17 protein-coding genes are annotated in these 20,966 nt (G+C 30.7%); 7 read left to right on the top strand and 10 right to left on the bottom strand.

Going from position 1 to position 20,966, the window contains the following annotated elements; translation table 11 throughout:
• Positions 1-1,303: 1,303 nt before the first annotated feature.
• Together AOQ87_RS01050 and lgt are read right to left on the bottom strand one after the other, a co-directional pair.
• On the bottom strand, positions 1,304-2,155 hold the full coding sequence (locus tag AOQ87_RS01050) for a thymidylate synthase (RefSeq protein WP_039719603.1): 852 nt from the start codon (positions 2,153-2,155) through the stop codon (positions 1,304-1,306).
• Between the two features lie 25 nt (positions 2,156-2,180).
• Positions 2,181-3,029 carry a prolipoprotein diacylglyceryl transferase gene (gene lgt, locus AOQ87_RS01045; RefSeq protein ID WP_080626690.1) on the bottom strand — a complete coding sequence of 283 codons (849 nt, stop codon included), beginning with the start codon at positions 3,027-3,029 and terminating at the stop codon, positions 2,181-2,183.
• Positions 3,030-3,470: 441 nt separating this feature from the next.
• Between lgt and AOQ87_RS01040 the strand changes: the two genes are divergently transcribed.
• The 3 genes from AOQ87_RS01040 to AOQ87_RS01030 are packed head-to-tail and all read left to right on the top strand — an operon-like array spanning position 3,471 to position 6,752.
• Complete coding sequence (locus AOQ87_RS01040; RefSeq protein ID WP_080626512.1) at positions 3,471-4,481, top strand: thiamine ABC transporter substrate-binding protein; 1,011 nt, start codon at positions 3,471-3,473, stop codon at positions 4,479-4,481.
• Positions 4,442-6,058, top strand: a complete 1,617-nt coding sequence (locus AOQ87_RS01035) for an ABC transporter permease subunit (RefSeq protein WP_080626511.1) — start codon at positions 4,442-4,444, stop codon at positions 6,056-6,058. The genes AOQ87_RS01040 and AOQ87_RS01035 overlap by 40 nt, the downstream gene beginning before the upstream one ends.
• Positions 6,051-6,752, top strand: coding sequence for a thiamine ABC transporter ATP-binding protein (locus AOQ87_RS01030; RefSeq protein WP_042524674.1), 702 nt, complete (start codon positions 6,051-6,053; stop codon positions 6,750-6,752). The genes AOQ87_RS01035 and AOQ87_RS01030 overlap by 8 nt, the downstream gene beginning before the upstream one ends.
• 147 nt (positions 6,753-6,899) lie before the next feature.
• On the opposite strand, the gene djlA is transcribed toward AOQ87_RS01030, so the two are convergent.
• Entirely contained in the window at positions 6,900-7,730 is an 831-nt protein-coding gene (gene djlA / locus AOQ87_RS01025) for a co-chaperone DjlA (RefSeq protein ID WP_039719472.1), read from the bottom strand.
• A gap of 2,051 nt (positions 7,731-9,781) precedes the next feature.
• Between djlA and pdxA the strand changes: the two genes are divergently transcribed.
• The 3 genes from pdxA (at position 9,782) to AOQ87_RS01010 (ending at position 12,530) form a co-directional block, all read left to right on the top strand.
• Positions 9,782-10,762: a 4-hydroxythreonine-4-phosphate dehydrogenase PdxA gene (gene pdxA, locus AOQ87_RS01020; RefSeq protein WP_080626510.1), complete on the top strand. Its 981-nt coding sequence runs from the start codon at positions 9,782-9,784 to the stop codon at positions 10,760-10,762.
• Position 10,763: 1 nt separating this feature from the next.
• Positions 10,764-11,582 carry a 16S rRNA (adenine(1518)-N(6)/adenine(1519)-N(6))-dimethyltransferase RsmA gene (rsmA, locus tag AOQ87_RS01015; RefSeq protein WP_080626509.1) on the top strand — a complete coding sequence of 273 codons (819 nt, stop codon included), beginning with the start codon at positions 10,764-10,766 and terminating at the stop codon, positions 11,580-11,582.
• A gap of 75 nt (positions 11,583-11,657) precedes the next feature.
• Positions 11,658-12,530, top strand: coding sequence for a symmetrical bis(5'-nucleosyl)-tetraphosphatase (locus AOQ87_RS01010; protein ID WP_185751062.1), 873 nt, complete (start codon positions 11,658-11,660; stop codon positions 12,528-12,530).
• Here the strand turns inward: AOQ87_RS01010 and AOQ87_RS01005 are convergent, their stop codons facing one another.
• The 3 genes from AOQ87_RS01005 to ribB all read right to left on the bottom strand — a co-directional run bounded on the left by AOQ87_RS01005 (position 12,531) and on the right by ribB (position 15,381).
• A complete protein-coding gene (locus AOQ87_RS01005; protein WP_039719475.1) occupies positions 12,531-13,040 on the bottom strand; it encodes a dihydrofolate reductase in 510 nt (169 codons plus the stop codon). It lies immediately after the preceding gene.
• Positions 13,041-13,140: 100 nt separating this feature from the next.
• A complete protein-coding gene (locus tag AOQ87_RS01000) occupies positions 13,141-13,854 on the bottom strand; it encodes a 1-acylglycerol-3-phosphate O-acyltransferase (protein WP_080626507.1) in 714 nt (237 codons plus the stop codon).
• Positions 13,855-14,733: 879 nt separating this feature from the next.
• On the bottom strand, positions 14,734-15,381 hold the full coding sequence (ribB, locus tag AOQ87_RS00995) for a 3,4-dihydroxy-2-butanone-4-phosphate synthase (protein WP_039719607.1): 648 nt from the start codon (positions 15,379-15,381) through the stop codon (positions 14,734-14,736).
• Between the two features lie 281 nt (positions 15,382-15,662).
• Between ribB and AOQ87_RS00990 the strand changes: the two genes are divergently transcribed.
• The gene (locus AOQ87_RS00990; RefSeq protein WP_158000727.1) at positions 15,663-15,893 is read left to right on the top strand and encodes an accessory factor UbiK family protein; all 231 of its coding nucleotides are present in this window, start codon (positions 15,663-15,665) and stop codon (positions 15,891-15,893) included.
• A 63-nt stretch (positions 15,894-15,956) separates the two neighbouring features.
• Here AOQ87_RS00990 and tpiA read toward each other — a convergent pair whose 3' ends face one another.
• The 4 genes from tpiA to hslU all read right to left on the bottom strand — a co-directional run bounded on the left by tpiA (position 15,957) and on the right by hslU (position 20,958).
• Positions 15,957-16,727: a triose-phosphate isomerase gene (gene tpiA, locus AOQ87_RS00985; RefSeq protein WP_236858669.1), complete on the bottom strand. Its 771-nt coding sequence runs from the start codon at positions 16,725-16,727 to the stop codon at positions 15,957-15,959.
• 118 nt (positions 16,728-16,845) lie between these two features.
• Entirely contained in the window at positions 16,846-17,619 is a 774-nt protein-coding gene (locus AOQ87_RS00980) for a ferredoxin--NADP(+) reductase (protein WP_236858667.1), read from the bottom strand.
• A 137-nt stretch (positions 17,620-17,756) separates the two neighbouring features.
• On the bottom strand, positions 17,757-19,307 hold the full coding sequence (locus tag AOQ87_RS00975; RefSeq protein WP_420885310.1) for an FGGY family carbohydrate kinase: 1,551 nt from the start codon (positions 19,305-19,307) through the stop codon (positions 17,757-17,759).
• A gap of 310 nt (positions 19,308-19,617) precedes the next feature.
• Positions 19,618-20,958, bottom strand: a complete 1,341-nt coding sequence (gene hslU, locus AOQ87_RS00970; RefSeq protein WP_039719478.1) for an HslU--HslV peptidase ATPase subunit — start codon at positions 20,956-20,958, stop codon at positions 19,618-19,620.
• Positions 20,959-20,966: the final 8 nt, after the last annotated feature.

Genomic DNA, 20,966 nt, shown 5'->3' with positions numbered 1-20,966 from the left:
AATTTGAGCAATTTTTTTTAAGATCTTTCAAACAAAAATGTTGACAATCTTCGAAAGTTTTTTGGGATTTCGTCGTGTATGGGGAAAGTTTGGTATTATCATGGTTAACGTACAGCGTATTAGAAGAAGAACATCGAAAAGGATATATTAGCAGTAAGATTAAAATCATGATTTTTTTTTTTAAAAAAGCAGTTAAATAGAACATCCTTTTCTACAATTTCTACTGTATTTAGCATGCTATTTTCAAAAAATTTTCATCATCTTTCTATACTTAATGTTAAAGATGTATGAAATTATAGTAGAAATAAGTTTTTTTAACATCCGTAATGTTGATTTCTAATCAAATATTTTGTAGACAATGTACACAATGTTATCGTTTATTGATTTTAACGTCGTAAGAAAGAACTAAGATGTTTCTTATCATTTTTATCGTTGATAGACTTTTAGTCTATTTAATATTTTAAAACGATACTGTTTGAATGATGGTGTTTTATCTTAATTTGATCTATGATAAAAAGGGAAAGGATGCATCATACTGAAAAAAAAGTACAAAACTTCATATCAATGCGTACTTCATAAAAAGATGTGTATAACTCATCTTTCTAAAAAGGAATCGTAGATTTACGAAATTTTTCAAAACTTTAAAAAAAATTTCCTGTTTTGCCATTATATTTTTCTGTGTAATGAAGAATATCAATCATAAAAATTTGAATCATTTGAAGATCAACCTTCTACGTTGCATAGCAAGAAGACCTCTTCAATTAAGAAGAGGAATAATAAAAAATAATCAAACTTGATAAAATGCGATGGTCTGTGAGAAGATGACAGATTTTATCTATAAAGAAATGTGAAAAGGTATTCTTTTATTACGAGTTTGTCATTTATTTTATCATGAATTATATCGATCTTACCGAGGTCTCTATAACTAGATAATGATTAAATGATTCGATCCATATCCACAGGTTAATTTCTATACAAAAATCAAACTTTTGATTCCTCTTATCAACATGGTTGTAGAAAAATTATCTTTTTATCTAATAGTTTCGTGTACTTTGTAAGAATTATCTTTATCATCCTTAGTACTTTTTTCCTATTATCCAACTCAGAATGTGGATGCAGTAGAGATTTTAAGATCATCAACCGGTTTTAACGTTCAACTCGTGAACCACAATCGTTGGTAAATACCTTTTATATGGACTGTTTAGCATATATTCGATAGGTAAAAGATATTCTTGGATTTGTATATTCCAAGATCAAGAGTCATGTTAAAAGATTTATCTTATCTGATCAACTTTATTTTTCATCATATATTTAACGGGTAGTTGATTGCTTCATGCGTTCGATAACCTACCACTTTAAAATCATCGCTACTTACCCAAGTTTCAATATCTTTTAGATTTTTTATCTCTGGATTAATAAATAGTTTAGCAAGTGGATACGGTGATCTTTTAAGTTGAACATCTCTCATTAAAGAGAGTTGATTCTCATATATGTGTGCATTTATTATCTTATGGTACACCCTTCCAGGATTGATATCAGTAATTTTTGATATTAAAGCAAGTAGTATGAAACATTGAATTTGATTAAAACTCAACCCTAAAGGGACGTCACAACTTCTCTGGTAAGATGTTAAATATAGTTTATCACGAAAAATGGAAAAAGTATGTGTGTGCATACAAGGAATTATACAACCCATCTCTATTTCTCCAGGATTATAAAATGTAACTATCTCTGCACGGTTATCGTTTCTATTCTTGAGATGTTGAACAATTTTTTTTAATTGATCTAATTTAGAACCGTCAGGTCTTTTCCAAGATCGTCCTTGTACTCCATAAATTCTACCAAGATCGTCTTTTCCTTTTCTATTTGGATTACGTAACCATTTTTGATCTTTGTTTGCATTAGCTTCCCAAACATCACAACCTAAATTTTTAAATTGTTGTACATTGCTATACCCTCTGATGTGTCCTATCATTTCTGAAATTGCAGATTTATATGGGATTTTTCTAGTTGTAATCAGTGGAAATCGATTGTTTTCCACATCATATTCCATGTCAACATTAATTAAAGTTAGACAGTTTGTTTTAGTCCGATTATTTCTGATCCAATGACCTTCTTGAATTATTTTTTGACACAGATCAATATATTGTCTCATCGAGTTTATCCAATTAAATATTGTTTCAATTCTTTTTATCTTTAATACGTCCAATATAGATAGATAGTCCAAAAAAAACCATTGGTAATGATAGGATTTGACCTAAACTCAATCCATAAAGTAGACCTACTTGATAATCTGGTTGACGAAATATTTCGATTAAAATCCTGAATATTCCATAGAAAAATAAAAAATTAGCAGATAGAACTCCAGTCGGTAAAATGCTTTTCTCAAAACTTCTCAAAATGAAAAAAAGAAAAACGCCCTCTAATAACATTTCATATAATTGTGAAGGATGTCTTGGAAGAGCTAAATATTTTTTAAAAATAGGTTTGAAAATCGGATTCTCTGTGATATATATTATATCGTCATTTATCGACTTTGGAAAGATGATCGCCCAAGGTACGAACGTGACTTTTCCCCAAAGTTCTCCATTAATAAAATTTCCTAATCTTCCAAAACCAATTACGATTGGAACCAACGGTGCTATGAGATCAGTAGTTTTAAGAAAACTTCTCTTATAAAAAACACTGTAAACCCATATCATTAAAATAACTCCGATTAGTCCTCCATGAAATGACATTCCTCCATTCCAAATGTAGAAAATGCAATGTAGATTTTTCAAAAAATACGAAAAATTATATAAGAATACGTAACCTAACCTTCCACCAAGAAGAGATCCTAAAAAAATGAGGTATAAAAGGTTTTCTATCTCTGATTTTTTAAAAATCTTCTTATCAACCTTTTTAAAAAATAACCATCGGAAAACAAAAAAATTTAAAAAATATATTAATCCATACCAATGGATGATAACATTTCCAAAAGATATTGCTATTGGGTCAATATCATGTTTAACGTAGTGATATTCTTTCATCATCTTAATCGAAAACAATCTAAGTAATAAAGATATGAAAAGAATCTTGTGATAGATATCATATCAATTTAATGTCGATCAGATTGTTTGTCCATGTATAATTTTTAAAATAATTTCATGTTATCCATATATTTTATAAGATACTTTCTTTAAAGTACCACATAAAATCGATTTTTATCGATCAATATAACACATTTAAAATTATATTTTTATTAAGGTAATCGGTATATTTGTGATCAGTATTTTAGATAAGTTTTTATGAACTATCGATCTAACTAAATTACATTTTGTTATTTTTAAGTAAGTATAAATTGCAGTATATCTATTTATTTTCATAATTAACTTTGAAAAAATCAAAATATTTATTGACTAAAACTCAGCTGTTTACCTTGATCTATTTGAATTGTGATTACTACTTCTTAAGTAGCGATATAGTCTGACATGTCAACCATGAAGAGATTAATTGCAAAAATTTCTTTGGATATTCTTCTAATCTTTTTTGTAAACTTCTTTGTTTACGCAGAATCAACTTTAAAAATATATTCTTGCAATCTATTTTTATCCAATCTAGGAATTGGAAAATTAGTGAAATCAGAATTTGAAAAAAGATATGATTGTAAATTAAGTTTTCTACCGTTTCGAGATGAACAAGCTTTATTGAACATTTTAAAAAGAAAAGAAAAAAAGTTTTATGCAGATATCGTGCTAGGAATCGATTCTAATAGGGTTGGATCGTTTCGAATAAAAGATCTCTTTATTGAAAATCGTTTAAAAAACGTACAATTTAAATTACCTTTGGAGGAATATAATAAATTCTTGATTCCATATAATTATGGATATCTTTCGTTTATCTACGATAATAGGAAGGTTAAAAAAGTTCCAAATAGCTTCGATGAACTGATATCAGAGGAAAATTCATGGAAAATTATCTATCAAGATCCTAGGACGAGTTCTTCAGGATTAGGTTTGTTATTTTGGATAAAAAAAATTTACGGAGACGGTAGCTCAAAGTTTTGGAAAAGAGTTGCAAAAAAAACTGTTACTGTGACAAAGGGTTGGGGCGAATCATACAAACTCTTCTTAAAAGGAGAAGGAGATTTCTTATTGAGCTATAGTTCTTCTCCGGGTCATTTTTTGATCAAAAAAAATTACAATTATTCGTCCGCTATGTTTAAGGAAGGACATTACTTACAGACAGAATTAGTTGGAATACTTTCACAAAGTCGAAACATAAGACTCGCTGAAAAATTTATTGAATTCATACTTTCTCCAAAGTTACAGAGAATGTTATCAATATATAACTGGATGTATCCTTCTATCGACACTGAACTACCAGAAGTATATAATTCTATCCCAGAACCAAAGAAAATCCTTCAATTTGATATACAAGAAACTGATCAAAATTGTCAAAAATGGGTTCAAGAATGGTTGTTAGCACTAACTCAATGGTAAAACCTATTTTATTACCTGGAATCACAATATGTTCGTTAATGTTATCTATTGTATTTTCAGTTTTTTTTGTGCTCTTATCACATCCTGAAGATGTGAGTCTACGAAATATCATCATAAATACATATTTATGGAAAGTTATCAAATTTACTTTTTTTCAGGCGTTTTTATCTGCTTTACTATCGGTTCTGATAGCGCTTCTTTTATCCAAATCATATTTTCGAAACAACTTTTTTTGCAATATATTCCTAAAATTGAGTTCAACTATTTTTGTATTGCCGACAACAATTATCACCATTGGTATGCTGATGGTGTACGGTCGTTCAGGATGGATCTCTCAATTTTTTAACACTATCAAATTTGAATATTCTTTTAATCCATATGGATTCAATGGGGTTATATTGACCAATGTGTTTATTAATTTGCCATTTGCTATACAACTTTTGCTGAGATCTATTCGTATCATCTCTAGCGATCAATGGAAAATCATTGATCAACTCGGAATGAGACATTTAGAATACTTCATCAGAGTAGAATGGTATTATCTAAAACGTCAAATCGTTCCAGTTTTTATTTTAATTTTTGTATTATCTTTTTCTAATTTTTCAATTATATTGATTGTCGGTGGAGGACCATCTTCTACAACGATAGAGCTGGCTATTTATCAGATGATAAATTTTGGACCCAACTATTTTCAAGCTGCTTTTCTAACATTTGTTCAGATGATGTGTTGTTTATTATTGATTACTTTTGTGCAAAAAATAAACATATTTCCGATGATTGAAAATGATTACGAAGAACTGTCTCACAATAGATATTGTTCTCATATTTATCACGATAGTATCGTTAATAAAATAATCATTTTAATATCTATTGTGTTTTTTATCTCTCCTTTGTCTGCAATTATCTTGGATGGGATAAATGTAGAGCTATTTAAAATTTTAAAAGATCCTTACTTCTGGCAATCTTTTTGGAATTCTGCCGTGATAGCGATTGGGTCTAGTTCTTTGTGTACTTTATTTGCAATAATATTTTTATGGAGCAGTAGAGAACTATATTTTCAGAAAATGTTTTTTCTATACAGATCATTTAAGATGATCAGTATGACTTTGATTGTTTTACCAAATACGAGTTTGGTTATATCTTTATCCCATTTATTAAATGATTTTCTTATAATACGTTCTCCTTATCCATTAATAATCTTCATCAATGCTTTAATGTTCGTTCCTTATTCAATTAAAATGTTAGAGATCCCTATGAACGATACATTTCAGTATTATAATAACTTATGTTTATCGCTTAAAATTACTGGATTGAACAGATTCTTCGTAATTGAATATGATAAATTAAGTTATGATATAAAAAAATCGTTTGTTTTATCTTGTGCTTTTTCTTTTGGAGATATCAGTACCCTTACAATATTTGAAGAAAATCAATTTTCAACTTTACCTTATTATCTATATGACCATCTAAATCATTATTGTGTTAAAGAGGCGTCATCAACTTCCTTGCTGATGTTATTTTTCTATATGATTTTATTTTTATCTTTAAGAAAATCTTTTCAAAAAAAATATGATTAAAGCACAATCTGTTCTTTACAATTGTCAAGGTCTATCTATGCATCTTGATTTTCAGATTAAAAAAGGAGAGAAAGTTTCTATACTTGGACCAAATGGATCTGGGAAAAGCACATTGTTGAACCTGATATCTGGGTTTTATCATCCTTCTGGAGGTAATATATTCATCGACGGATCTAATCATACTTGTACTCCTCCATCTTTCCGTCCAATATCCATAATTTTTCAAGGTAATAATTTATTTTCTCATCTTACAGTTTTTCAAAATATATCTCTCGGAGTTTCTTATAAATTACGGTTATCAGAAGAAAAAAGAAAGATGATAGATGAAATTATAGAACTTACGGAGCTTAACGGATGTAGAAATAAATTTCCAACTCAAATCTCAGGTGGACAAAAACAACTTGTCGCACTAGCTCGTTGTTTGATTAGAAAACAACCTATTATGTTGTTAGATGAACCGTTTTCTTCAATCGATGCTATTTCAAAAGAAAAAATTTTAAACATTCTTAATCAAGTTTGTTGTGAGGAGAAGATTACCTTATTGACCGTTTTACATGATTTTAAAGATGCGACCAGAGTTTCTGATCGATTCATCGTATTAAAAAAGGGTTTCGTCGTTTATGATGGATCTGTTGCTCAAGAAAATCATCTTTTATGGAAACATCTTGATCCATTCCGCCAGAGAATATTTTAAAATTTTGAAACTCAGTAGATATGAATGATATAAAACATGACCAAGTTGGTCGTAAAAATATTGAAATAAATGAAACTATCATCTTTACAATCGAGAGACATCTCTCTTATACGATTCGATATCGTCGTTGCATTTATATATAAACGATTATCCGATATTTTTTGAATTTCTAATCAAGTTATAGGCAGATTGGATTCTTTGTGCTTTTCTATTTGCTTTATCTAAGTCAGCTTTAGATAATCCTTTCGAATACAACTTGTCTGGATGATATTTTTTCATGAGAGCACGATAAGATCTTTTAACTTGATCCATATCAGAATTTGGAGCAATCTTTAATATGCTGTAAGCCTCAGCTAAGTTAATATCCTTCTGGTAAGAAGATCTTTGTTGATCATTGTATTCATTTTGAAAAAAATTAGAATATTGAGCATAAAACCCAGATTTAATTGCTTCTTTTTTAAATATCCATTCGAAATCTTGCAAAGATATGTTTAGCTCCCTTATGATTGTCAATAAAACGTTTCTTTCCCTATGATGCAAGAAATGATCGGAAAATGCGGCTCTAATTTGTATCTCTAAAAAATATTGAATTAGTTCTGGTTTGTTTGAAAAATTGTGGCGAAGTTTATTCAACACATTTTTTAATAGAAATGTATCTTTCTTACCACATAAAAAGGCGTTTTTTGCAAAATTTTCATAATGATTGCAAAGTTGCATTTCTTCCATGATATTTATAGCCATTTTAATATCTGTCTTAGTTACCATTCCTTTTGATTTTGATAGATATCCTAAAACCTGAAAAACAATAGTTATGAACGATAAATCTATGTTTTCATCTTTATATTTTTCGTTAAAATATTTTCCATTAATATTTTTATCGTATATATGTCCAATTATAAATCCCATAATTATGCTGAAAAGATGAGTTCCCATCATCATCCCTAAAATAATTCCAATTATTCTTCCGAAATATTGCATAAGTTGCTCTTTTTATATCTTGAAATATGAATCGATCTATCATCTACCAATTAAGATCAAACCTTTGTATCGATAATAAAAACTTATTTCATATTTTTCTAAACTTTTTTTAATATATCAATATATAACATTAATATACGTTTTTGTTTTATAAAGCGTCATTTGTATTAATTAAATATATATTTCATGAAAGGTTTTTGCATGAAAAGATTCGTTCTATTGAACTAAAACATTTTTAGGAAAGATATATTAATCTCGAATAAAAATTGCTTTACGAAAGGTTTCGTTAAAAAAATGATATAATTTTTGATTATCAAGGAATCAGATTTTTAAATAAATCTATTGAAATTGAATAGATAGATTATATAAACTATTTAGAAATGTTTTGATAACATCATATCTATTTTTAAAAGATCATACGATCAAAAAAAAGTAGTTTTCACTGGAATATTGAGAATAGATTATCATTTTAAAATTCATATTTCAAAGCGACATTTTTATGAAAGTATCAACTGAACATATAAGTATATTGTTTAAACAATTTTATCGACGGAGAATCATTTAGGATCTTGACATTAATATCACATTCTAATTGATTTTGATCTAGAATCATATCTGTAAAACTATATAAACGGTATTTATGATGTTGTATGAAATTGACGATGATCTATTCTGTTTTTAATAAAAAAAAATCAAATTCTAACAGGATATATTACGTCATATTTTTGAGATAATCTAATAAAGATAACTTTTATCAAATGAATCAACTAGATTTTTTATGATTAAAAATATTAGTTTTCACATCATATAATAGTACATCCCATTCTTTACAAATAACCATATTTCATTTCTTCTGTAAAAATATACGAATTTTAAATTTTCTTGAGTTGAAATCTATTTATGTTAATGTGAACAATCTGTAAAGAGTAGGATGTTACATTTTTAATAGGTTGAATATAGGATATTCAACATTGAAATATTGGAATTTGCAATATATTGTTTTATAAGTTAAGGTTCATGTGCAGATCAGAGAAGTTAAAATCTTTCATACCATGTTGTGATGATTATACTTTTATATAAATATAGTTTAAGAAATTAATTTTTGTAGTTTCTATTCAATTTAGATTGAATCAGTTTACTTACAGTTGAAGATTATTCTCGTTTATATCTCTGTATGATTCTAACTTTAAAAAAAATAAAGATATTACTAGATTGGTACGGTAAAAACAACAGATACAAAAAATAAGCTAATAAATATGGGAAATATAAATCGATAAGACCAGTTCTTTTACAAAACAGTTTAAGAACTTATAATAACCGATTTTTCGCAAATTAAAACTGTCCTAACGAACGTATCTACTTCATGTACAGAGGTACAAAAGATACTAAAGATTATATCAGGTTGTTTTATAAGATATCCCTAAGAAGTATCTTTACGGATATTTTTTAAAACTACAGGATTGTTAAAGAATTACCTGTTATGAAGCATCGAACGAACGTCTATTTTTATGAAGTAATATCGGATATATTCTATATAATTTTATTCATAATTTTAAGATTAGTAACCAAAATGGTATAGTTTTAAAAATTTTTTGAATACAATCGTATTAAAATAATGAACATATTACGTAACTATTTATCTATTTATCTCTGATATAAGCTATATAAACCTCCATCATAAAGGTTTATAAATAAGTTTCAAAAAAATCAAATTGGCAGGAGCTCAGATACATTTCAGTGCAGTAAGGTTATGATGGTTTCGTTATATTCATATCCATATCGATATAAAAAGTGTTTTAGAACCAAAATTATTTTTACTGTTTTATTTTTATCCCATAACCGTAGGTAAGGATACGTTAGTTCAATCTAGTTGGATATATGATTTCATCGATTCATTTGCAATATTTCCATCAAAACGTTATGTTCTGATTTTTTAAAATTATCTTTTTAATTGATATATTTGTAAGATGTTGTTAATTAAAATAACGAGACAGTTCGGTTCTCATCCGTTATGTTTCAATCTGGAAGGTTATGTATAAGGTTCATATAGTATGGAAAATATTCAAAAGACGTTCGTAATAACTACCGGAGAACCTTCCGGTATAGGTCCAGATATACTAATCAAATTAGTTCAACGTAGGTGGCCGGTGAGATTAGTTACCATATCTGATCCGTTTCTATTAATAGAAAGAGCAAAATCTCTCAATTTAAGATTAAATTTGATTCCATATTCTAAGAGTTATTCGATACACCTTCAACCAAGGCGTTCGATCTACATAAAACCAATTCAACTTAGACACCCTGTCATACCAGGTAAACTCGACAAGAGAAATAGCAAATATGTAATCGAGATGCTAAGAAAATCTTGTTTCGGATGTTTAAGAGGTGATTTTGATGGAATAATAACGGGACCGGTTCATAAAGGAATAATCAACGATTGCGGTACACAGTTTACTGGGCATACTGAATTTTTGGCATCGCTTTGCAATATAGAAAGAACAGTCATGCTTCTAGTATCTAATACACTAAAGGTCGCTTTTTTGACGACACACGTCTCTTTAAGAGATGTTCCGAATCTGATCAATGTTAAAAGTTTAACGGATACTTTGTTGATCCTTCATAATGAGATCAGCTCGATTTTTAATATTCCTAATCCAATTATTCATGTATGTGGATTAAATCCTCATGCTGGAGAACAAGGATATTTTGGAAAAGAAGAGATTGAAGTGATTTCTCCGACGATCTCTGCTCTAAATAAAAAAGGGTTGAACGTACATGGTCCGTTTCCTGCAGATTCTATCTTCCAGAAAGAAAATCTTAAACATATTGATGTGGTGTTAGCTATGTATCATGATCAAGGAATGCCAGTTTTAAAAAACATTGGATTCTTTCATTCTGTTAATCTAACTTTAGGATTACCGTTTATTCGAACATCAGTAGATCATGGAACAGCTCTACAAATTGCTGGGACTTCAGAGGTTGAGGAAAGTAGTATGATAGAAGCACTAAAATTGGCTATTGAGATTTCATAAAATGAAACCCTATTCCTTAAGATCTAAGAAGAGGTTAGGACAAAATTTTTTAAACGACCCTTTTGTTCAAGATCGAATTATTTCATGTTTTAACCCAAAATCTGGACAGTCTATCATTGAGATCGGAACAGGTTTAGGAAATCTTACAATACCAATATATGAAAGGATAAAACATAGATTTATCACGATAGAAATCGATCGAGATCTGGTTCATTATGTACTATTTTTTCATTCTGAGATCTTTAAAGTTGTACGGATTTTAGAATTTGATATCATGAAATTGCATCTTGATCTTCTTATTAAAAAATCTACCAAATATAGGATCTTCGGCAGTTTACCGTACAATATTGCCATCCCAATAATGTTAAAGTTTCTTTCACGTTACGAAAACTTATTTGACATGCATTTCGTGCTTCAAGAAGAGATAGCAGACAGATTAACCGCGAAACCTAACCATAAATCATACGGTCGTATTAGCGTTCTTTTTCAATATTATTTTAAGATCGATCGATTTTTTGATATATCTTCAAAATCTTTCAACCCTGTTCCAAAGGTAAATTCTACCTTCGTACGGTTTCGTCCACATAAAAATTTTTATCCTTCTTGTGAAATAGATCTATTGCAATTAATTACAAGAGTTGCTTTTCATCAAAGAAGAAAAAAAATCTTAAATAGTCTTAAAGGATTGTTCAGTATCGATGATTATAAAAAGTTACATATCGATGAAAATATGCGGGCAGAAAATTTAACAGTTTTAGATTATTGTAATCTATCGAACGAACTTTCTTCAAAAAGAAGACATGATCATTTCGAAGAGTGATATAAATTTATTGTATCCATCGTGAAGAATTTTTAACATAGATTTCTGTATTTTAGAAAAATGAGGGTTTTCGTGATGACTAATTATTTTATAGGAGATATTCACGGATGTTATCGAGAATTAATGGAATTAATCGATAAGATAGATTTCGATCCAATCTCGGACACCCTATGGATCACTGGGGATATGTTATCTAGAGGACCTGAATCAGTTCGGGTTTTGAGATATATAAAAAGTTTGGGTGATTCTTCAAAGATAGTCTTAGGAAATCATGAGCTTTCTATGATAAATCTTTTTTATAACAATTTTAAAAAAAAATTCTTTGCTGAAAATGAAAAAAAAGAAAATATCAGGAATAATATAGATTTTCAAAGGATGTTTCTAGAAAATGATATAGAAGATTTAGTTATATGGTTAAAGAGTCAACCCATTCTTCAAATAGATTCCGAAAAAAAAATAATTATGGTGCATGCAGGAATACATCCTTACTGGAGTTTACAAGATGTCATCTCTTACGCAAGAGATATAGAAAATTTTATCCGAATAGAAGAAGCTGAATTTTTTGAAAGATTTATTCAACTGAACCGTTCGTATAGGTGGAAAAAGAAATATTTCAACAATTTTGAGAAGATCAAGTTTAACATTAATGTCTTTACTAGAATGAGATATTGCTATAAGAACGGTAACTTAAATATGAACATAAAGGATGATTATCAGGTATCGAAATGTAAAAGTTTTAAACCTTGGTTTCTTTTCGATAGGAAGATAGATCGAAGATATTCGATTGTATTCGGTCACTGGTCATCTTTAAACGGAAAATGTAGTCAGAAGAACATATATCCTATGGATACTGGTTGTTGTTGGGGTAGAAGGCTAACTGCGTTAAGATGGGAGGATAAAAGATATTTTGATGTACCTTGCATGGTTAGAAAAATTCAGCAATTTTAGCTAAGGTTTCCTTTTTTTAAATATCTTATGGACGTGTCTATGCGAATTGTTTCGATCAGGATCAATTGTTCTGCTGACATAGGAACATATCCAATCCTTCTTAGATATAGATGGAAAGAATGTGTCTCCTTTTCCTTGATAATCTACGTAAGTTATGTACAACCTATTTGCAATCGGAAAAAAAAGTCTGTAGATTTTCTCTCCACCGATTATCATTATTTCTTTTGTTTTATCTGGAACGGATGATAATGCTTGTTCAACCGAACTGACCCATATACGATCCATTTCTTTACTTTCAGAAGTTTTTTGATCTCTACTAAGAACGATGTTCATCCGCATCGGAAGTTTTCCGATGATTTCATGTGTTGTTCTTCCTACGATGACCGGTTTGTTGACGGTTATTCTTTTAAACCACTTTATATCGTTCGATAACTTCCACGGAATCAAAGTTTTATACCCGATTGCAGAGTTGAATCGGCTAACTGCAGATATTAAACTAATTTTTTTCATTTTTATAATCAGTGTTCACATCGAGATCTTTTGAAGATCATCTCAATTTTTTTAACGATGAAAATATCTTTTTTTGATGTATAATCGAAACATTAATCTTTTAGTTGACTTCTCTATTCAACAAAGAAATTTTTTTTTTCATAATCTTAAAACAAAATTCATTTAAAGGGTTAGATTCACCGTAGTTTCGATCTACAAAGATTGGATCAAGTATTTCGACTATCACCGTACCGTTTCTCCATCGGTTTAATTTGATTTTATCAGATATTTCAGAAGAACAAACTGGTATGATCGGTACCCTAGCGATACTCGCGATTCGGAATGCACCATTCTTAAATGGTAAGAGACCTTTTCCTCCGCTTCTAGTTCCTTCTGGAAATATCCAAACTGATCTTCCTTGGTTCTTAATTCGATCGATAATTTTAAAAACGGATTTGCGAATCTTGCTTCTATCATTTCTATCTAATAAGATATTTCCAGCAATCCAATACAACTGCCCAAATATCGGAATAAAAATTAAACTTTTCTTTCCAACCGTTATAGTATTCGGTCGAATTGCGTTCGACATGATAAACATGTCATAGAGACTCTGATGGTTTCCGATGTAGATAACCGGTTCTATAAGATCTTTTGATTTCTTTGAAACACGAACAATCACCTTAACCCCTAGGATTTTGGATAATTTTCCAAAGATCCTTCCAAGAATGAAAGTATGTTGTGAACTTCTTGGATTAATAAAAAAATTAAAAAATCCGAATAGACAAATTAAAAACACAGAAAAGATCAACAATACTATTCTGACGATAGCTAACATTTTTTATCTTCCTATTTACCGTTAAATTTTGTTCATATATAAAAGTTGAAATACCGAAGAAACTCTCTACATATCGTGCACAGTTGTTAAACCATCCACCTGAAGCTCGTATCGCATACGAACTGAACTATCCAAAATTCCGTTCATAAATGATGTAATAGAAAGGAATGGGGTCGCAGATAATGAGTAAAACATTAAGTTCTCCTTTATTAACTTTAAAACACCTTCTCTTGAGAAGAACGGTATCGTTCAATTATGTATGGACATCTCATGGTTAACGAAAAATAAATCTTAAGAAGGATGTGAACAGTATTTATCAATTGTTCTACGAAGAATATCATGATGATTTCTCCGTGCTGGTAGATCTTAATACCGTTTCATTTTATGAAAAAATCATAAAATCTTTCATGAATTTGAACGTACGATCAGAACAGCATAGCTTCTATAAATTTTACAGGGAAGGAAGAATGTTCTTGACATAGTGGATAAGATGTTCGATGGCCTTATTGTATCGTAGGTTTTCTTACGATCGATTTGTCACATATCTTTTACAAGTTATATACTTCGAGATGGATTCAATCAGTTACTAAAGACGTACAGATATTCATCGTACTATCAAATTTTTTAGATGATTTTTAAATACTTCAGTTTTCACGAAGGAATACCTTTCGAAACGAATAGGATCATCTAACTTTGGCAATTCAACAATCCGCATCTATTCTAAATCGTTTAAATCGATCTTTTCAATCATGTTCTTATTGATAACATGAAGAGAATCTACTTTTTTAATTTAAACGGTTTGAATTTTTAAAAATGATCGATCATCTTCGATATTTTTATAAGGTTCAATTTTGTTCTCCATTTTGACCAACAGATCGATCACAGGTAAGATTTTTTTAATCTTATAAAGTTAGATAGATCATCGATAGTAATCAAAGGAAGATGATGTACCTTAGAAAATTTAATAATTTCTGGAAATCTAGACATCGTTCCGTCATCATTTGTCAGCTCACACAACACCCCAAAAGGCTCGTCGAAACCGCACAATCTCATTAGATCGATCGTAGCTTCCGTATGACCTCTCCTCTCGAATATCCCACCATTCTTCGCTACTAAAGGAAACACATGTCCTGGTCTACGTAAATCTTCTGGTTTAGAACTTCTATGAATCGCTTTTTTGATCGTTGTTATCCTATCATAGGCAGAAACTCCAGTAGTAACTCCTTCAGAAGATTCTATCGATACGGTAAAAGCAGTTTGAAACATGCTCGAATTCTTCTGAACCATCATTGGCAATTGTAATTGCCTCCTTTTTTCTTCGGTGAGACACAAACATACTATCCCGCTACCATGTCGAATAGTCAAAGCCATTTGTTGTACGGTCATCTTTTCCGCTGAAAAGATAATATCTCCTTCGTTTTCTCTATTAAAGTCATCTACTACAATTACTCCACCTCCGATTCTTAAAGAATCGACAGCTTCTTTAACTCTTTTAATTGATTCTTGTTCTTTAAGTGTTTTTTTCATGATGGTTTTCTCCAAAATATTCAACTTCAGCAAGTTTGGCATGAGTCAATGAAAGTGTATATGACATATCCGGCGATTTCATGCTACTTATTTAATCGAAGCGACCATTTATCGGTTCAAGAGATAATTCGATGCGTTCAGTGTATTCACGTTTATTCGAAGACGACAATAGATTTCACGATCGATTTTCGATTTGTCAAAATAAAAAATATATTTTAGAATATCATGATTAGTTTTTCCGAAGATCTCAAGAAACTATGGAAATCAAGGGTATTATTCACATGATAAAAAAAGTCGTTCTGGAAGAAATACGTAACGTAAAGAATGATATTGAAAAAAAAGTCAAATTTATCATCTCTAAGAAGATTGAGAAATTACGTATGGTTTCTAAAGAGGAATACGAGGTTCAATCTGAAATCTTGTCTAACATCGTCAAGAAAATTTCAGAAGTGGAAAAAAGGATCCAAAAGCTAGAGAAGATTGCAAATTTCAAACCACATTACGATGACTGAACGCGAAAATTCGCCGTTATTTACGCGAAAGGATCACGGAGATCACAACGATTTATTCTTAGATTACTTGATCTTACTAAAAATTTCAGAGATCGATCTGTATTCTATAGAACATTTTCCTATCAAAAGACCATCTATGTCAGGTTTTTCTATAAATTCTTGAAAATTTTTACTGTTTACTGATCCTCCGTAATGTATGAACAAAAACTCTCTTCTGATGTCTAAGTTATCTAATATGTATCCTTTGATAAACTCTGCGGTTTTCTGAACGGAACTAGGGTCTTCCGAATTTCCAGTTCCAATAGACCAAACCGGTTCATAGGCGATCATAATTTTCAAAAAATCTGTATTTCTGATCATCTCGATGATTGGACGAATCTGTTTCATAAGAATTGATTCAGTATTTCCCGATCTTTTTTCTGACAAAGATTCTCCAACACATAATATCGGTATTATACCTTCTTTTTGTAATAAGAGAAACTTTTTTGCAATTTCCGCATCTTTTTCAAGATGATACATCCTCCTTTCGGAATGTCCTACAATAGTGTATTTTACTCCGACATCCTTCAAAATGAGGGATGATATTTCTCCAGTATATGCTCCAATCAGATGTAAATCTACGTTCTGTGCTCCAAGAAACACATTATGATATCTTCTTATCATCCTTCCGACGTTCATCAGATATGGGAACGGAGGGGCAATCACAAAGTCAAGTGCACTCGATTGAAACATCTCTATCCTTAGGTTTTTAAAGAAGTTTTCAATCATGTTGAGACTTCCGTTTAATTTCCAGTTTCCAATTATAATTTTTTTTTTCATTTTTCCGTTGGTCATAAGGAACACCGAAGTATGATAAATTATACCAAAATCTTTTCGGTAGTTGTAATGATTGAGTCGAGAACTCTACTTTTCTCTGTAATACGATTTGTATCAACCCATCTTATTTTTAAAATCACCAGTATCGTTCAAAAGTGATGTTCCTTTTCTTATCAGTAGAATATCGCTTAATTCCCTTTTCTTTTTCTAATATTTCTATCGTATCTCGTATCATTTCTGGATTTCCACAAATCATAATATGACTATCTTTCTGATGAATTTTTGTTTCCGTCGAATCTTCTAGATTTCCATTCTTTATCAGATACGGTATTCTTCCATATAACGAATGTTTTACTTTTTCTCTACTTACTACAGTTCTCACCATTAGTCTACCGGCACTTCTTTTCTCCAGATTTCTCATCAAGGATAAATAGTTTAAATCTTCCTCATAACGTACAGAATGAACTAATATAATCTTTTTAAATCTTTCTAATCCGATAGTAGATTGTAAAATGGATAAAAAAGGACCCACTGCAGTTCCTGTAGACAACATCCAGAGAATTTTACATTCTGGAACTTCTTTCAATGTTAAATTTCCCATCGATCTTTTTTCAACATATATTAAATCCCCATCTTTTAAATTTGACAGTTTTGCGCTTAATCCAGTTGATTTTGTATTCACTATATAAAACTCAAGATCTTTTGAAGCGGGAGGATTAACGTATGAATATGGTTTCTGGATGAAATTTTTTCCAAAAAATAAAGCTAATTTCGTAAATTGACCTGCCGTAAATGCGTCGATATTTGCTCGTATCTTTAATGAAAACAATAGATTATTCCAGGATCGATTTTCGATCACTTTTCCAATCGACCATTTTTTCATGTCAACTTCTTTCGAAATAATTTTCATATTCTGATTCATTCTATTTTTACGACAATAATTTGGATGGATGTTGTGAATTTGTACTTTCGTTCTGTATAAAATGATTATCTGTCGCAAACATATTTTTATTATTTTTCATTCCTATTATATATCTGTATTCGTGGTTAGTTTTCTACTTTAGGAACTGATTTTCTTAAATTTGATAAGATAGAATAGATTCTTTTCCATCCTAAATATTTCATATATCCTTCTTTTGAAGTCATCTCAGGAAAAAAGATCTTGTGTTCGTTGATCTTACATTGGACCTCTTGCACATCCTTCCAGAAACCCACTGTAATTCCAGCTAATAATGCCGTTCCTAAAATGGATCTCTCTTTAACTGCTGGACGTTTGACCGGTATTCCTAATATATTTGATTGAAATTGCATCATAATATCATTACAGGAAGCATTACCGTCTACTTTTAACTCTCTATATACATCATTTCGACCTATATCTTTCTTCATGCATTCTAAAATATCCATATTTTGAAAGGTGATGGACTCTAATATTGCTCGGATGATATGAAATCTATTGGAATCCCTTGTGATTCCAATTATGGCCCCTTTTAGAAATGGATTCCAATCCTCTGAATCAAAATCGAACGATGAATCTGGAATGAAATATACACCTTCGCTACTATCTACCATATTTGACCATATAGATTGGTCGTCTAAAGAATGAATAATTTTTATTTGATCCTTTAACCATTGAATAGAAGCTCCTCCGAAAGGTATAGGACCTTCTAACGCATATTGAAATTCTCCTTTTGGTCCGCATGAAATTGTTGTTAATAGTTCATTCTTTGAAATCAAAAATCTTTTTTCAATGTTCATCAGAGAAAAACATCCAGTTCCATAGGTACTTTTTGTTTCTCCGAATGAAAAACATAACTGTCCATACAGAGAAGACTGTTGATCGCCCATCACGCTAGATATAGGTATTTTTGTTCTTTGAAGATTAGAAAAGATAACTTTTGCGAATATCTTGGAAGAAGAGCAAACCCTCGGTAAGATGATTTTTGGAATTTTCAATACATTTATTATCCTTTGATCCCAACTTAACCGACGAATATTAAATAGCATAGTCCTAGAAGCATTGGTATAATCTGTAACGTGTAATGCTCCATTTGTCATCCTCCAGATCAACCAAGAATCTACCGTTCCAAACAACAACTCTCCAATTTCTGCTCTTTCTCGTGCTTTTTCAACGTTATCCAATATCCATCGCAACTTTGTACCAGAAAAATACGGGTTGACTTTTAATCCCGTGTTGTTCCTAATATAAATGGTTAACTCTTTTTCTTCTTCCTTCAACTGTTTGCAGAACTCCTCTGTTCTACGACATGACCATGATATCGCATTATAAATAGGCTTTCCAGTTTTTTTATCCCAAACGATGGTTGTTTCCCTTTGGTTGGAGATTCCGATTCCTACTATCTGATCGAACTGTATTTGAACATCTCTAATAACCTCGAGGATAGTTTCATATTGTGTGCTCCATATTTCTTCGGGATCGTTTTCTACCCACCCTTTTTCTGGACAAATCTGAGATAGCGAACGTTTTGCAAGAGATAACAAGTTGACCTCATGATCGAATAACGCGCTTCTTGAAGAAGTAGTTCCTTGATCTAAGGCTAAAATATACTTTTTGATTTTGTTCATCTCGCAATCTATAGAATATCGTCGATTTGTAGTTTTTAAAAAATCTGTTCATTTGAAGATAGTTTCAAGAGATCCTCTTATAAGATTCAGATGTAAAAAACTATCCAACGTTCAAATTAACAAACTAGGAACACCATCTCATCTTATACAAGATATCTGAACATGTTTCAATGTGCAATATATTCGTATGAGACCGTTTGCTTTGTAACTTTATCGAGATGATAACAATCGTCGAATCAGAATCTAATCTTTTAATTGTACGAGCTAATTTTGATTATTTTTTTGCATCGTCAATAAGATCATCTTTCATTTTATAAAGTTCTCATAAAATAAATCTGCTCAAATCTTCATCTGAAACTAGTTCATCAAGATGAGAAGAAACATAGTTCGAATCAATTATGATGGTTTCCCCACTTCTTTCATCAGCAGAAAACGATAGATCTTCCATTAACCTTTCAAGAATCGTATGTAATCTTCTAGATCCAATATTTTCTGTTTTTTCATTTACTTGCCAAGCGATTTCAGCGATCCTGCTGATCCCATCTTGGGTAAACTCGATGTTTAAACCTTCTGTCAACATCAATTCTTTGTACTGCATGGTTAATGAAGCATTCGGTTCGGTGAGAATTCTTTTAAAATCATTTGCCGTTAAAGCTTGTAGTTCAACTCTAATTGGTAATCTTCCTTGAAGCTCCGGTATTAAATCAGATGGACTAGAAACCTGAAAAGCCCCAGAAGCGATAAATAAGATATGATCCGTTTTAACCATTCCATGTTTAGTAGAAACTGTGCAACCCTCTACTAGAGGGAGAAGATCTCTTTGTACTCCTTCTCTTGATACATCTGAGTTAGTGTAGTGTCCTTTTCTACAAATCTTATCTATTTCGTCGATAAATACTATTCCGTTTTGTTCTACGGTATCTATGGCTTTCTGTTTTAATTCTTCCGGATTAACCAACCTTGCAGCTTCTTCTTTTAAAACTTTAATTGCTTCCTTTACTCTCATTCTCTTTGATTTCTGCTTTTGTCCAGCAAGGTTTTGAAACATCGATTGTAATTGACTTGTCATTTCTTCCATGCCAGGTGGCGCCATAATTTCAATACCCATAGGAGGAGATGTAGATACTTCTATCTCTATTTCTTGATCATCTAATTCACCTTTTCTTAATTTTTTTCTTGTAGATTTTCTGATGATATCTTTAAAATCTTTTTCTTTTTTTTCGTTCCATTCGTTGCTATTTCTCAAAATAGAAGATACTAAGATATCTAATATTTTTTCTTCTGCTATCCCTTCTGCGCGAGTTTTATTCTTTTTTATCGACTGTAAGTGAATCATTTTTACCGCAGCATCTGTTAGATCTCGAATGATAGAATCTACTTCTTTTCCAACGTAACCGACTTCTGTAAATTTTGTTGCTTCTACTTTAATGAAAGGTGCTTTAGCTAATTTAGCTAATCTACGAGCGATTTCGGTCTTTCCAACCCCTGTAGGACCTATCATGAGTATGTTCTTAGGAGTGATTTCCTGACGAAGATTCTCATGTATTTGCATTCGACGCCAACGATTACGTAATGCAATAGCAACAGAGCGTTTCGCTTTCTCTTGTCCAATAATATAATTGTCTAATTCACTTACAATTTCTCGAGGCGTCATTTCAGACATATCTTTGA

The organism is Candidatus Riesia pediculischaeffi, from assembly GCF_002073895.1.
GTDB classification, from domain to species: Bacteria; Pseudomonadota; Gammaproteobacteria; order Enterobacterales; family Enterobacteriaceae; genus Riesia; species Riesia pediculischaeffi.
The sequence above is the reverse complement of the archived record's forward strand: the minus strand, read 5'-3'. Positions and strand labels throughout refer to the sequence as shown.

Coding starts and splice junctions, on each gene's coding strand:
- AOQ87_RS01050 (WP_039719603.1), bottom strand. CDS start 2,155: ATGAGACAATATATTGATCTGTGTCAAAAAATAATTCAAGAAGGTCAT.
- lgt (WP_080626690.1), bottom strand. CDS start 3,029: ATGAAAGAATATCACTACGTTAAACATGATATTGACCCAATAGCAATA.
- AOQ87_RS01040 (WP_080626512.1), top strand. CDS start 3,471: ATGTCAACCATGAAGAGATTAATTGCAAAAATTTCTTTGGATATTCTT.
- AOQ87_RS01035 (WP_080626511.1), top strand. CDS start 4,442: ATGGGTTCAAGAATGGTTGTTAGCACTAACTCAATGGTAAAACCTATT.
- AOQ87_RS01030 (WP_042524674.1), top strand. CDS start 6,051: ATGATTAAAGCACAATCTGTTCTTTACAATTGTCAAGGTCTATCTATG.
- djlA (WP_039719472.1), bottom strand. CDS start 7,730: ATGCAATATTTCGGAAGAATAATTGGAATTATTTTAGGGATGATGATG.
- pdxA (WP_080626510.1), top strand. CDS start 9,782: ATGGAAAATATTCAAAAGACGTTCGTAATAACTACCGGAGAACCTTCC.
- rsmA (WP_080626509.1), top strand. CDS start 10,764: ATGAAACCCTATTCCTTAAGATCTAAGAAGAGGTTAGGACAAAATTTT.
- AOQ87_RS01010 (WP_185751062.1), top strand. CDS start 11,658: ATGACTAATTATTTTATAGGAGATATTCACGGATGTTATCGAGAATTA.
- AOQ87_RS01005 (WP_039719475.1), bottom strand. CDS start 13,040: ATGAAAAAAATTAGTTTAATATCTGCAGTTAGCCGATTCAACTCTGCA.
- AOQ87_RS01000 (WP_080626507.1), bottom strand. CDS start 13,854: ATGTTAGCTATCGTCAGAATAGTATTGTTGATCTTTTCTGTGTTTTTA.
- ribB (WP_039719607.1), bottom strand. CDS start 15,381: ATGAAAAAAACACTTAAAGAACAAGAATCAATTAAAAGAGTTAAAGAA.
- AOQ87_RS00990 (WP_158000727.1), top strand. CDS start 15,663: ATGATAAAAAAAGTCGTTCTGGAAGAAATACGTAACGTAAAGAATGAT.
- tpiA (WP_236858669.1), bottom strand. CDS start 16,727: ATGACCAACGGAAAAATGAAAAAAAAAATTATAATTGGAAACTGGAAA.
- AOQ87_RS00980 (WP_236858667.1), bottom strand. CDS start 17,619: ATGAAAATTATTTCGAAAGAAGTTGACATGAAAAAATGGTCGATTGGA.
- hslU (WP_039719478.1), bottom strand. CDS start 20,958: ATGTCTGAAATGACGCCTCGAGAAATTGTAAGTGAATTAGACAATTAT.